Here is a 13,056-nt window from a genome sequence, read left to right as displayed (position 1 = left end):
GGATCTTCCATGACCACCGGAGTCGGACTCACCGTCGGCGATTCGGTTTCCACGGCGGTGGTGACCGCTTCCGGAACCGACGTGAGGACGATCGAACACCCGTCCGTCCTGTTCACGGCACCGGACGGCACTGTTCAGCTCGGCGATCCCGGCACGGAGTCGACGGGCGCCGTCCGCGACTTCCTCGCACGCGTCGGTGAGCCCGCGGGCATCGAGTACGCGGGTTCCCTGACCCGCGCCGAGGACCTCGTCGCGACGGCGATGTTCTGCCTGTTCCGGGAGGCGTCGGACGGACTGTCCGGGACGGTGAAGGTCACCGCGACCCATCCGTCGGACTGGGCGCCGGAGATCGTCACCAAGCTGCGTGAATCGCTCGACTACATGGGTCTGGGCGAGGCGACGCTCATCCCGGAGTCGGTGGCGCTCGCCGCGTCATCCGAGTCCCCGGCCCACGGTGCGGCGCTGCTGGCGGCCGGGCTGGCGCTGACCGACGAGGACACGAGCGCCGACACGGAGTCGATTCCCGTCGTCGAGGCCCCGCTGCACACCGCGTACTCCGCCGTGACGGCGGTGCCGGCGGCCGCTGCTGCCGCGTCCGCCGACGCGTTTCCGCCGGCCGAGACCGAGGCGTCCACTCCGGCGAGCACGCCGACCGCTACCGCCAAGCGCCTCGACCGTCGGCCGCTGATCATCGCCGGCGTCGCCGCGGCCGCACTGGTGGTGGCCGGTGGGGCGGTCGCGTTCGCGCTCACCGGCAACGGCAGCACCGCGGTCCCGTCGATCCAGGACGCGCAGACCGCGGCGGTGACGACGACGACCGCGCGGCCCACACCGGTCGCGCCCGCGGTGTTCCCGACGGCGAGCACGCAGGAGGTCGCCGTGACGACGGAGGTGGAGGCCCCGATCCCGGTCGCTCCCCCGCCCGCCCCGGTGGAGACGACCTCCGTGTTCGTGCCGCCGCCCCCGCCAACGACGACGACCACGACGGCGACGCCGGTGATCACCCTTCCCTCGATCACCACGGTCCCGCAGACCACCACGACGACGACCGCCGCGACGACCACGACCACTGCGCCGGAGACGACGACCACCACAACGACGAAGGAATCGGTGGCCGCGATCACCACCACGACGCCTCCGGTGCAGCCTGCACTGAAAACGCCAGGTCAGTGAGGCTTCGATCACACCTCCCCGACGGGTCGACCCGTCCGTAGCTTAAGGTGGGGCGCTGATACCCACCCCAGAAGGAATCCCCAGTGAACGGATTCCGTGCAGAAGGGATTTCATGCGTAACGTGCTGGCGCACCGCGCCGCTGTTGTAGGCGCCTCGGCAATGCTTCTTCTCTTTCCGTTTTCCACTGCCGCCCAGGCCGACCCTGTTACGCAGCCCGACACCACGCAGCTGAGCGCCGACAAGTTGCCGGCCGAACTCGTCGAGGCCATTACCCGCGACCTGAAGATCAGCCCGCAGGAGTACCTCGACCGCGCCGCGAAGGCACAGGAGCTGGGTAGTTACGCCGAGGACTTCCGGGAGCAGCATCCCGACGACTTCGCCGGGGCGTGGATCGGCCTCGACGGCAAGCCCGTCGTCGCGGTCACCACGAACGAGGCCGCCGCCGCAGCAGCCAAGGCCGGGTACGACACCCGGATTGCGCCGGTGTCCGCGAACGGTCTGGAGAAGACCCTCTCCGACGTGAACGGCTGGATCGCGGGCCTGCCGAAGGACGTGGCCTCCCAGGTCAACTCCGCGTCGATCGACGTTCTCGACAACCGCGTCGTCATCGACGTCGTCAACAGCCCCGTCGGCCAGGCACTGAACCTGCCGACGCTGCTCGCCAACGTCAAGGTGATGCTGAGCCCCGGCGGCGGCGGTCCGGTGGAGCGGGGTCCCCTCGCCGGCGACACGTACATCACCACCGCGGGTGAACTGCCGAAGACGCCGATCTCGGAAATCTCCGTCTGCTCGCTCGGCTTCAACGCCGTCGACGACAGCGGCCAGGCCGTCAACATCAGCGCCGGGCACTGCAACCCCGTCGAGGGGCAGCCGTCGCCGGTGTTCCTCCCCAACCATCAGAACGTCGACGACAGCCAGCAGATCGGCGCGTTCTCGAAGTCGTCGGTGGGTAACCCGGCCGACAAGCTCGACTACTCGGTGATCAAGCTGAACGACGCGGGCGTCAAGTCCGGTCTGGACCGTCCCGCGGTGCGCGGTGCGAACGGCACCACCCTGGAGATCACCGGCACCGCCCGTCCCGTCGTCGGCGCCCCGATCTGCAAGTCGGGTCAGACGTCGTCGTTCACGTGTGGTGTGGTCGCCGCCGATCACGTCGAGACGCAGTTGTTCGTGGCCGACGGTTCGAGCCGCGTGATCAACGGTTTCGCGGGCACCGCGTGCACCCTCGCGGGTGACAGCGGCGGCGCCATCGTCACCGGCACCCTCGCGCTGGGCATCACCAGTGGTTCCAATGCCGCCGGCGCCCCCAACTGCACGGAGGCGAACCTGGTGCTGGCACCGGAGGGCGGCACGGCCAGCCTCGGCGTCCCGGTCGCGGACATCGTGGACACGGTCGGTTCCGGGATGCGTGTGCGCACCATCTCCGACTAGTTCTCTACCGCTTTCAGCCTGCGCCCGGTGTCCGTTTCGTCTCGGACACCGGGCGCAGGTGTGTGCACGGCAGACGCGTACCGGCGGCTCCGGTGTCCGCTTTGTCCAGCTGCGTCGTCCGCCGAGAGTGTTACAGGTGGGAATAGACGGGGCGAACCCATATAGTCGACTCCGACTGTGTACGGCCTTACCTGTCGGGGGGTCGTATTCGCGTGCGCCCGCGAGGCAACTGCGAACAAACAACATAGAAAGGCCCCCATGCGAAGCTCCATCGCACGTCGTGCCGCCGTGTTCGGCTCCGCCGCGCTGCTGCTCCTCGGTCCGGTCACCGCCTCTGCTCAGGCCGATCCGGTCGAGCCGGGAGTGTCCGGCCAGGCCGCCAAGCTTCCCGCGGAACTGATCGACGCAATTTCGCGTGATCTGTCGCTGAGCCCGGACCAGTACCTGGAGCACGCCGAGCTGGGCCAGAAGCTGGCCGAGTTCGCGAAGATCGCCCGCACCCAGTTCCCGGACGCCTTCGCCGGAACGTGGCTCGACAACGCAGGCACCCCGATCGTCGGGCTCGCCGACGGCGCCGACAAGGAGGCCGCCGTCGCCGCAGCCGACAAGGCGGGCTTCGAGGTGAAGGATGTGGCACAGAGCGAGAGCAGCCTGCAGGCGCAGGTGAAGTCGCTCGACGGGTGGCTGGACACCCAGCCGCCCGCCGTTGCCGATCTCGTTCGCGGCGTCGCCATCGACATCGTCAACAACGATCTCGTGCTCCGCGCCGACAACGTGGGCGGGTTGCAGCTTCCGGACTTCCTGAAGGGCGCCCGCGTCGTGCAGTCGCCTGCGACGGCCGCTCCGCTGCCCTCCACCGACCTCACCCCCATCGCGGAACCGCTGCCCGCCGACGCCCTGCTGGGCGGCGACGCGTACGGCTCGCTCGGTGGCGGAGTCGGGCTGCGCTGCTCGCTCGGATTCAACGGCACCGACGGCTCGGGCCGGCCCGTGAACATCACGGCAGGGCACTGCGACCCCAACCGCGGCGCTGCAGGCACCTCGGAGGCGTCCGAAGCGTTCTCCCTGGTCCAGGGTGGCACCGGTCCGCGGATCGGCACGTTCGCCAAGACCAGCCTGGACATCCACGACTACTCGATCATCCGGGCCGACGACGACGCCGCCCGACGGTTCGAGAACAACGGCGTCCGGGTGCCCGGTGCGGCGCCGGTCGCGATCACCGGAACCGCCGACCCGATCGTCGGCGCCCCGGTGTGCAAGTCGGGTCTGACGACCGGCTTCACGTGTGGTCGTGTCACGTCCGTCGCGCAGACCGTCGCGGTCGGTGAGCGCACGCTGGCCGACAGTTTCTCGACGAGCATGTGCGCCCTGCAGGGCGACAGCGGCGGCACCATCGTGACCGGCACGCTGGCACTGGGCATCTCGAGCGCCTCCAACGTCGGGCAGTACCCGATCTGCCAGGTCGCGGACGTCGTCACGTTCGTCCTCGGCGAGAGCCCGGAGTTGTTCGCGACGCCGATCAACGAGGTGCTGGCGGAGAACCCCGGTCTGCGCGTGCGCACCTCGTAACGCACCCCCCAGACGACTACGGCCCGCTTCCCGGAAGGGAAGCGGGCCGTAGTCGTCTGTGACGGATCACGACGAGCCTAGCGCTGGTGCGACATCAGCGACCCCCGCAGGGCCACACACCATTTCGCGGTGGCTACCGATCACGCAGTGGGTTCGGGCGCGGGCGGGACGAACGGGGTGTTGACGGTGACGTGGTACTGGATTCCGAGGATCACCAGCGCGGCGCCGCCGACGAAGATGGTTCCGGCCAGCCCGCCTGCGGCGAATCCGGCCAGCAGTCCGCCGAGGCAGCCGACCGGCGTGCCGACCACGGTCACGGCGAACAGTCCGCACCCGACCGCGAGCCCGACGACACCGAAGATGACACCGAAGATCAGGCCGCCGATCAGCGTCGCGTACCCGAGGTAGCTGTTGAAGTCGGCCAGCGCCGAATCGTCGCGCTCCTTCTGGGTGTCGAATCCGTCCTGCGCCACCGACTTCAGCGACGACGCGACGTCCTCGGGGACGTGCGGGGTGAGCGTCGCGGTCCGCCCGTCGAGGTCGGCGTCGATCGGGTAGACGGCGTCGCCGACACGAATCGTGAGAGGCAGTGCGGCCACCACCTTGCCGCTGCCGTCGACCACCTCGATCGCGTCACGGGTGTCGGTGACCCGGAAGGCGCCCGCGTCGATCGACGTGATCACGGACGTGCCCTCGGCGTGGGCCTCGTAGCCGATGTCGGCAGATTCCTGCTGGGCCGGCGGGGCCGCGTGTGCGGTCCCGGCAGAGATGCCGAGCGCCGCGACGACGAGGACCGCCGCTCCGGTGAGGGCCCGCATATTCCGTGCGAACCGGCCGCTCATGCCGTGGGTTCCGGTGCGACGAACGGGCTGTTGATCGTGTTCAGGTACTGGATGCCGAGGACGACCAGGGCGCCGCCGCCGACCACGATGGTGCCCGCGAGCGCGACGACAGGCGCGACGATCAGCGCACCTCCGATGCACCCTGCCACCGGCCCGGCAAGGCCGAGGAACGGAATCACCAGAGCGGCCGTGCCGGGGATGATGCCGATCGCACAGCCGATGGCCCCGCCGATGATGGCGGCGACGATCGCGGTGATCGCACTCGTGATGCCGAGTTGCTGCTGGAAGTCGTCGAGCGCGCGGTCGTCGCGTTCCTGCTTGTCCTGCGGAGCGGCCACGTCGTCGAGGGTGATCCGCTCCGACACCGGGACGGGGGTCGCTGCTGACGGATCCATGTTCGGGACGAGTCGCAGGACGCGCGCGGACTCGTCGACCGCCACGGAAAAGGGATGCTGCAGGTCGTCGACCCGGAAGAACGTGGGAATGGACGCGACGACGCGGCCACTGTCGTCGACCACGTCGACGGTGTCGTTCGCGGCGTTGACCGCGAAGGCGCCGGCGTCGAGGGTGGCCACAGCGGCGTCACCGTCACGCGCGGTCTGGTAGTTGATGTTCGGGATGCCCTGTTCCACTGCCGGCTGGGGTGCGGCGGCCGGATCGGCGTACGACGTGGCTGCGCCGACTCCCATCGCCGCGACGACAAGCATGGATGTGGCAGTAAACCGTCGGAGGTTCATCGAGACCCGTTTCAAGAGCAGCGCTGTGACGGACGAAGGTTAGCCTAAGCATGGGCAAGCCTGGCACATCAGCTCGGCCGCTGTGACGAGGTTCACTTTCGGAAAGTCCATACGACGACGAACCGCCCGCCTCCGGAAGGAGACGGGCGGTTCAGGGGTCCGGCAGCCGTGCGGCTAGGTCACCCGCTTCGTGGTGCCGCAAAGCGTGCACACTTCTCGCGAAGACATCAGAACAGCTTCGGACCGACAGTCACGATCGTGATCACGTAGCCGAAGATGTCGGCCAGGATTCCGAACAATTCCGCCATGAATACTCACACCTTCCCCTGGGCGCACGCGCCGCTGAAACTGGTTACTTCGCACCCTTGTCGTTCTTCGCCCAGACCGTGGTGCCATCGGGTGCCGTCAGAGTCTGCGCAAGCTGAATACCCGCGATGACCAGGGTCGGCCCACCGACGATGACGGTTCCGGCAATCGCACCGACCGCCGCGAACACCGGGACGGTCGCCAGCGCGACGGGTCCCGCAATCAGGCCGACCAGCCCGATCGCGCCACCGACAACGGTGCCGGCCAGTCCACCGACCGCCGAGGCCAGGGCGAGCTGCTGACCGAAGTTGGCCTGCGCGCGCGTGTTCTCCTCGACCGAAGCAACGTCACTCAGCGGAAGGTCGGTGTCCGCGATCGGCGTTGCCTTCGCACGATCGATGACGGGAGTCAACGTGAGAGTCTTGCCGTCCTCGCTGACCTTCTCGTCGAAGGGGAACTGCAGACCGTCGAAGCGGTACGCGAGGGGCAGCGAGAGGACGGCGTTTCCAGCGCCGTCCTCGAGTGACACCGATGTGCGATCCGACGACACCACGAACGCACCTGCATCGATCTTCGTGACGACCGCCCGATCCTCTACACGGGTCTCGTATGCGATGTCGGCTCCGGGCTCGGCTGCCGGTTCCGCGACCGCCACCCCGGCTCCGGCCGCGAGGGCACCCACCAAAAGTGCCGAAGTCGTAACGAAACGACGCAACTTCATTCCATCCCCTTAAGGTTTCAACCCCATCCGTTGCTAAACAGTAACTTGCTGCTCTGGCAGATCCCAATTGAGTTTCGACTCGAGAAAAGGCACGTCACCAATAGTCGACGAAGGGTTATGGAAGTTCACATCGAGAACGGCGCCGGGACCGAATTCCAAGAATTGCACCAGTCATTCATGCAGTAATTCCCACAGAAAGCGGGGAACCGGTCGGTTTCTTCGTCGAGGCCGTCCGCGCACGACTCGGCCCCGCCGTGTGTGACACGACGGGGCCGGATACCGAGGCGAGGCCCTACTCGTCCCTGTCGGCGTAGATCGAGGTCCCCGGGGCGGCGTTGTACGTCTCCCACAACTGGTAGGCACTGACGCCGAGAGTGGGACCGCCGGCGACGATGGTTCCCACCACCCCACCGATACCCGCTCCGGTGACGAGACCGGGCACACATCCGGCAGGAAGTGTTGCGATACAACCGATTCCGGCTCCAGCAATGGTTCCGACCAGACTGCCGACCGTGACGGCGATACCCACCTGCGCACCGAACTGGCCGAACGCCCTGTCGTTCTCCTCACGGGACGCGACGTCGTGAAGTGGCAGCGGGAGCCCGGCGGGTACCGTCACGGTCGGCGCGGGCGCGACCGGGGCGGGCGCCGCCGCCGGCCCCGCGTGGGAAACCCCGGCAGCGAGACCCATGGCGCCGACCGCCACGCCTGCCGTTACTGCAGCTCTTCTCACGATCATTGATGCCTCATTTCAGGACCGACGCGACGAAGTACTGATGTGATCGAAGTGCACTGCACGACCCCCGTTACGACCGCTGACCAGGGCCGGAAAACACGCTCAGAGTAACAGCGGAATCACGGCGGAAATGTTCATTGACGAAAAATTCATCGCAGCGGCGAGGCGTCGCTCGCAAGCTGGTCGATTGCAACGCAATTCGCCCGAATTACATGGGGTGAATTAGGCTCGTCGGGCGGTTTTTCGGCAGCGCCTACATCGACGCACGGAATATTTGCCCGCCGTTGTCCCGCCGCAATGCAACCGCGCTGAATTCGTGACCGGAATGCCGACAGAAGCGCGCCCGAGAGAGCTCTCGTACGGCCCCGCGAAGCCGTCCACCGAAGTTAGGGCGACCTTGGGTGAACGCCGCAAATTCGACCCTTTAACGTGGCGAACAGAAAGTCCGATTGTGGCATGCACCACATGCCTCATCGGCGCCCCAGCTGCAGATATCCCGCTCGAACCCGGTAAGTTACCCACAGGTAGGCTCAATAAGTTACCAGCGGGTAACTTAGCAAGCGTTAGGATCACGAGCAGTCCCGAGGTGGCCGCCCTGCCGCCCTGAAACGAAAGGCCGCGACATGAATGCCCTGACGATCACGTTGGGCACCATCGGCGTGCTGCTGAGCCTCGTATGTTGGTTCTCCTTCATCACAGGCGCATTGAAGATGGTCAACGTCGTCCGGATCGGCCAGTCGGCCCCGGATCGATGGCGCCCCTTCTTCCCGCGCTTCAAGCAGATGTGTGTCGAGTTCATCGCCCACACGCGCATGAGCAAGTTCCGCACCGTCGGCTGGGCCCACTGGCTGGTCATGGTCGGCTTCATGCTCGGAGCCGTCGTGTGGTTCGAGGCGTACGGCCAGACGTTCGACCCGGAGTTCCACTGGCCGCTGGTCGGTAACACCGCCGTCTACCACTTCGTCGACGAGATTCTCGGCCTCGGCACGGTCATCGGTATCACCACGCTGATCGTCATCCGCCAGCTCAACCACCCCCGCGTGCCCGCGCGGCTGTCCCGTTTCGGTGGCTCCGACTTCAAGGCCGCGTACTTCGTCGAGGCCGTCGTCCTCATCGAGGGCCTCGGCATGATCTTCGTGAAGGCCGGGAAGATCGCCACCTACGGCCACTCCAACCCGTGGACCGACTTCTTCACGATGAACCTCGCGAAGCTTCTTCCCGCGAGCCCGAACATGGTTGCGTTCTTCGCCTTCGTCAAGCTGATGTCGGGCATGATCTGGCTCTACGTCGTCGGCCGCAACATCACCTGGGGTGTCGCGTGGCACCGGTTCGCGGCATTCGCGAACATCTACTTCAAGCGTGAGGACGACGGCGACGTCGCACTCGGTGCCGCCAAGCCCATGATGTCCGGTGGCAAGCCCATCAACATGGAGGACGCCGATCCCGACACCGACACGTTCGGTGCCGGCAACATCGAGGACTTCTCGTGGAAGGGCTGGCTCGACTTCACCACCTGCACCGAGTGCGGACGCTGCCAGTCGCAGTGCCCCGCATGGAACACCGGTAAGCCGCTGTCCCCGAAGCTGCTCATCACGTCGCTGCGCGACCACGGTTACGCCAAGGCTCCGTACCTGCTCGCCGGTGGCCGCAAGGACATGGGCGGTGACGAGGTCGGCCTGGTGAACGGCGAGGGCGCCGTCGACGACGCCAAGCTGGCGGCGATCCCCGAGGCGGCCCGCCAGGAGGCCGAGCGCAAGCTGGTCGGCGAGACCGTCGAAGGCGAGCTGGCCCCGGTCATCGACGCCGAGACGCTGTGGAGCTGCACCAACTGTGGCGCATGTGTCGAGCAGTGCCCCGTCGACATCGAGCACGTCGACCACATCATCGACATGCGCCGCTACCAGGTGCTGATCGAATCGGAGTTCCCATCCGAGCTCGCGGGCCTGTTCAAGAACCTCGAGAACAAGGGCAACCCGTGGGGTCAGAACTCCAAGGACCGTCTCAACTGGATCAGCGAGATGGACTTCAAGATCCCCGTGTTCGGCCAGGATGCCGACAGCTTCGAGGACTACGAGTACCTCTTCTGGGTCGGCTGCGCCGGCGCCTACGAGGACCGGGCCAAGAAGACCACGAAGGCCGTCGCCGAACTCCTCGCCACCGCAGGCGTGAAGTTCATGGTGCTCGGCGCCGACGAGACGTGCACCGGTGACTCCGCTCGCCGCGCCGGCAACGAATTCCTGTTCCAGCAGCTCGCCATGCAGAACATCGAGTTGCTGAACTCGGTCTTCGACGGCGTCGAGCAGCGCAAGCGCAAGATCGTCGTCACCTGCGCCCACTGCTTCAACGCGCTCGGCAACGAGTACCCGGAGGTCGGCGGTGACTACGAGGTGGTGCACCACACTCAGCTGCTCAACCGCCTGGTCCGCCAGAAGAAGCTGATTCCGGTCGCCTCCGTCGGTGAGGACATCACCTACCACGACCCCTGCTTCCTCGGCCGCCACAACAAGGTCTACGACGCTCCCCGCGAGCTGATGGAAGCCTCCGGCGCGAAGCTGAAGGAAATGCCCCGGCACGGCGAACGGTCCATGTGCTGTGGTGCCGGTGGTGCCCGCATGTGGATGGAAGAGAACATCGGCAAGCGCATCAACATCGACAGGGTCGACGAGGCGCTCAGCACGGATCCGAAGAAGATCGCGACCGGCTGCCCGTTCTGCCGCGTCATGCTCACCGACGGTGTCACGGCTCGCCAGGAGTCCGGCCAGGGTGAAGGTGTCGAGGTCGTCGACGTCGCCCAGCTGATGCTCTCGTCCATCACGCGTCTCGAGCCGGAGAAGCTGACCGAGAACATCAAGGTCGTCCCCCGCGAGAAGCCGGCCGAACCGGTGGCAGCCGAGGCCAAGGCCGCGGTGGTCGAGAAGGAACGCGTCGAAGAGGTCGAGGAGGCCGCCGCAACTCCGGCCGCCACGGAAGCTCCCGCGGGCAAGGGCCTGGCGATGAAGGGCCTGGCCAAGGCACCCGGAGCGAAGGCACCCGGCGCGAAAGCACCCGGCGCGAAAGCACCCGGCGCGAAAGCACCCGGTCTCGGCATGGCGGGCGGGGCGAAGGCTCCCGGCGCCAAGGCACCCGGTAAGGGTCTCGGCATGGCCGGCGGGGCGAAGGCTCCCGGCGCCAAGAAGGCCGCTCCCGCTGCGGCGGCTGACGCAGGCTCCGAGGCTCCGGCAGCGGAGGCACCCAAGCCGAAGGGCCTCGGACTCGCCGGCGGCGCGAAGGCACCGGGCGGCAAGGGTCTGCAGATGAAGGGTGCCGCCAAGGCTCCCGGCGCGAAGGCCGCCGCTCCGGCCGCCGACGCACCGGCCGCTGAGGCTCCCGCCGTCGAAACGCCCGCTCAGGACGCGCCCGCAGCGAAGCCGAAGGGACTCGGACTCGCGTCCGGCGCCAAGGCACCGGGCAAGGGCCTGCAGATGAAGGGCAAGGCGAAGGCTCCCGGCGCGAAGGCCGCTCCGGCCGAGCCGGCGGTCGCCGAACCCGAGGCTGCCGCACCCCCGGCTGCCGAACCGGAGGTCGTCGACACCTCCTCCGCTTCGGAAGCTCCCGCAGCCGAGGCTCCGAAGGCTCCTCCGGTGGCGAAGGCCGGTGGACTCGGGTTCAAGAGCGGTGCCAAGGCTCCCGGAGCCCGCAAGTCCGCGGCTCCCAAGGCCGCAGCACCGAAGGCCGAGGCGCCCGAGGCTTCCCCGGCTGAAGCACCCCCGGCCGAGGCACCGAAAGCCGAAGCACCCGCGGCCGAGGCTCCGAAGGTAGAGGAGTCGAACGGCGACGGGTCCAACGGCAAGGCACCGGAGACGGCGCAGGCCCCGCCGCAGGCCAAGCCCGGTGGGCTCGGTTTCAAGGCCGGCGCGAAGGCACCGGGCCGGAAGAGCTAGCCGACAGCAGTGACCAGCGACGCCCCCACCGATCACGGTGGGGGCGTCGCTGTTTTCTACCGCGGCCCGGCGCCACCGCGTCCCAGCCCTCCGCCGCCCATCGGCTGAGCGGGCGCCGGGTTCTGCACGGTGTATTCCTGCGCCGTGTCATTCCCCGCGGTGTCGTCCTGCGCGGTGTCGTCCTGCGCGGACTGGTCGGCGGACGATGCCTGTTCGACGGACGAGGTGGTGGTCGTCGTTGCCGAGGGCGTGTCGTCCTGGCCGATCAGTTGGGTCGCTGCCGCGCCGCCGCCCAGGAGGACGAGAGCGGCGACACTCGCCGCGACCATCCAGCCCCGGATCCCCGACTTCGGCGCCTTCCTGACCGGGTCGATGGTTTGTGTGACAGCCGGTGCGGGCGGGGAAACGGGCCTGGTCGGCACTCCGGCGGATGCGGAGGGAGGCAGTACACGCGACGTTGCCGCCTCGATCGGTCGCGGCGGCGCCGGCGGATGCACCCGCGGTCCCGGCGCCGACATCACCCGGGAACCCGACTTCCGGAGCGATGCCCGCTCGGCGATCACCGCCGCGCCGCGGGCGGACGCCGTCGCCGGTTCAGGCGAGACGACGAGGGGGACGTCCACGGCAGTCGACAGCAGTTCGGTCACGAGCGGAACCGCCGCTCCGCCGCCGAGGAGGACGACGGCGTCGACGGGGGTGCCGGTCTCGGAGAGTCGTTCGAGTTCACGTGCCACCGCGTTCGCAGCGTGGGTGAGTGAGCCACGGATGACGTCCTCGAATTCGGAACGCATGACTCGTATCTGGCGTCTGATGCCGGGAAGCTCGACGGTCACCACGGTGGACGTGTCCTGCGACAACCGCTCCTTCGCGGTCCGGCAACGGGCCGCGAGTTCGGCCAGCGCACCGCGGTGAGTGGGATCGTCGACGTCGAAGTCCGGGTCCGCGTTCTGTACCAGCGCGACCACATGCCCCATCAGCAATCGGTCGGCGTGGTCTCCGCTGAAGTCGGTGCTCCGCGTCGATGGGCGCACACCGAATTCGGCGCCGCGCCTGGTGGCCACGGTCAGGTCGAGGGAGTGGGCTCCGACGTCGCACAGCAGCACTGTGTCGTAGTCGTCGAGTTTCTCGACCCGGGCGACCCACGTGAGTGCCGCAGTGGTTTCGGGGATCGCGGTGACGGTGCGGTTCTGCAGCAGACCCCAGCGGCGGATCTCGTCCTCGAGTTCCTCCACCGCGTATCCCGACCAGCCCGCCGGGGCCGCGACCACCACATGGTCGGGCGCCGGGGTGCGGCCCCGGATCAGACAGTCGAGCGCGGTGGTCACCAACTGCACGGCCGGGGTGCGGGTCCCGTCGTCGCCGATCACCGGAACCGGGTCACCGACTCTGTCGATGAAGTCACGAAAGACGATGCTGCCCTGAGGAAGCGACCCTGCACGGTGCGGCCCGAGCCTCGGTGCGCTGCTGGACGACAGCGCGAGTTCGGCGGCGTGCCGCACCACCGTGACTCCGTCGTGCTCGTGGTGCGCCTGCGATTCACCGTGCATCTGTGCGGACACGAACGAGTCGGAACCCATACTGATCCCCATCGATGTCCGCATGTCGTGATCTCCAATCCGT

9 protein-coding genes are annotated in these 13,056 nt (G+C 67.8%); 4 read left to right on the top strand and 5 right to left on the bottom strand.

Translation table 11 applies throughout. The annotated features are described in order from the left end of the window. Window positions 1-9: 9 nt before the first annotated feature. The 3 genes from CA951_RS35630 to CA951_RS35620 all read left to right on the top strand — a co-directional run bounded on the left by CA951_RS35630 (window position 10) and on the right by CA951_RS35620 (window position 4,174). Window positions 10-1,173 (top strand): hypothetical protein, encoded by a 1,164-nt coding sequence (locus CA951_RS35630; RefSeq protein WP_087561356.1) that lies wholly within the window; start codon window positions 10-12, stop codon window positions 1,171-1,173. A 112-nt stretch (window positions 1,174-1,285) separates the two neighbouring features. Further along, the gene (locus tag CA951_RS35625; protein ID WP_087561355.1) at window positions 1,286-2,605 is read left to right on the top strand and encodes a S1 family peptidase; all 1,320 of its coding nucleotides are present in this window, start codon (window positions 1,286-1,288) and stop codon (window positions 2,603-2,605) included. A 258-nt stretch (window positions 2,606-2,863) separates the two neighbouring features. Beyond that, window positions 2,864-4,174: a S1 family peptidase gene (locus CA951_RS35620; RefSeq protein WP_087561354.1), complete on the top strand. Its 1,311-nt coding sequence runs from the start codon at window positions 2,864-2,866 to the stop codon at window positions 4,172-4,174. Window positions 4,175-4,314: 140 nt separating this feature from the next. On the opposite strand, the gene CA951_RS35615 is transcribed toward CA951_RS35620, so the two are convergent. From CA951_RS35615 to CA951_RS35600, 4 genes are all read right to left on the bottom strand, one after another. Next, entirely contained in the window at window positions 4,315-5,016 is a 702-nt protein-coding gene (locus CA951_RS35615) for a hypothetical protein (protein WP_087561353.1), read from the bottom strand. Beyond that, window positions 5,013-5,723: a hypothetical protein gene (locus tag CA951_RS35610; RefSeq protein ID WP_256974218.1), complete on the bottom strand. Its 711-nt coding sequence runs from the start codon at window positions 5,721-5,723 to the stop codon at window positions 5,013-5,015. Before CA951_RS35610 ends, CA951_RS35615 begins: the two co-directional genes overlap by 4 nt. A 382-nt stretch (window positions 5,724-6,105) precedes the next feature. After that, window positions 6,106-6,780: a hypothetical protein gene (locus CA951_RS35605; protein WP_087561351.1), complete on the bottom strand. Its 675-nt coding sequence runs from the start codon at window positions 6,778-6,780 to the stop codon at window positions 6,106-6,108. A 292-nt stretch (window positions 6,781-7,072) separates the two neighbouring features. Beyond that, complete coding sequence (locus tag CA951_RS35600; protein WP_087561350.1) at window positions 7,073-7,519, bottom strand: hypothetical protein; 447 nt, start codon at window positions 7,517-7,519, stop codon at window positions 7,073-7,075. Window positions 7,520-8,139: 620 nt separating this feature from the next. Between CA951_RS35600 and CA951_RS35595 the strand changes: the two genes are divergently transcribed. Next, complete coding sequence (locus CA951_RS35595; RefSeq protein WP_087561349.1) at window positions 8,140-11,436, top strand: (Fe-S)-binding protein; 3,297 nt, start codon at window positions 8,140-8,142, stop codon at window positions 11,434-11,436. A 56-nt stretch (window positions 11,437-11,492) separates the two neighbouring features. Here the strand turns inward: CA951_RS35595 and CA951_RS35590 are convergent, their stop codons facing one another. Continuing rightward, on the bottom strand, window positions 11,493-13,013 hold the full coding sequence (locus CA951_RS35590; protein WP_087561348.1) for an Hsp70 family protein: 1,521 nt from the start codon (window positions 13,011-13,013) through the stop codon (window positions 11,493-11,495). Between the last annotated feature and the right edge of the window lie 43 nt (window positions 13,014-13,056).

Source organism: Rhodococcus sp. NCIMB 12038, assembly GCF_002165735.1.
Classification (GTDB): domain Bacteria; phylum Actinomycetota; class Actinomycetes; order Mycobacteriales; family Mycobacteriaceae; genus Rhodococcus_F.
This window is presented reverse-complemented; position numbering and strand designations above follow the sequence as displayed.

What these genes read in the sequence shown, in the direction of transcription:
- CA951_RS35600 (WP_087561350.1), bottom strand. Translation starts at nt 7,519, where the DNA reads ATGATCGTGAGAAGAGCTGCAGTAACGGCAGGCGTGGCGGTCGGCGCC.
- CA951_RS35595 (WP_087561349.1), top strand. Translation starts at nt 8,140, where the DNA reads ATGAATGCCCTGACGATCACGTTGGGCACCATCGGCGTGCTGCTGAGC.
- CA951_RS35620 (WP_087561354.1), top strand. Translation starts at nt 2,864, where the DNA reads ATGCGAAGCTCCATCGCACGTCGTGCCGCCGTGTTCGGCTCCGCCGCG.
- CA951_RS35605 (WP_087561351.1), bottom strand. Translation starts at nt 6,780, where the DNA reads ATGAAGTTGCGTCGTTTCGTTACGACTTCGGCACTTTTGGTGGGTGCC.
- CA951_RS35590 (WP_087561348.1), bottom strand. Translation starts at nt 13,013, where the DNA reads ATGGGTTCCGACTCGTTCGTGTCCGCACAGATGCACGGTGAATCGCAG.
- CA951_RS35625 (WP_087561355.1), top strand. Translation starts at nt 1,286, where the DNA reads ATGCGTAACGTGCTGGCGCACCGCGCCGCTGTTGTAGGCGCCTCGGCA.
- CA951_RS35615 (WP_087561353.1), bottom strand. Translation starts at nt 5,016, where the DNA reads ATGAGCGGCCGGTTCGCACGGAATATGCGGGCCCTCACCGGAGCGGCG.
- CA951_RS35630 (WP_087561356.1), top strand. Translation starts at nt 10, where the DNA reads ATGACCACCGGAGTCGGACTCACCGTCGGCGATTCGGTTTCCACGGCG.
- CA951_RS35610 (WP_256974218.1), bottom strand. Translation starts at nt 5,723, where the DNA reads ATGCTTGTCGTCGCGGCGATGGGAGTCGGCGCAGCCACGTCGTACGCC.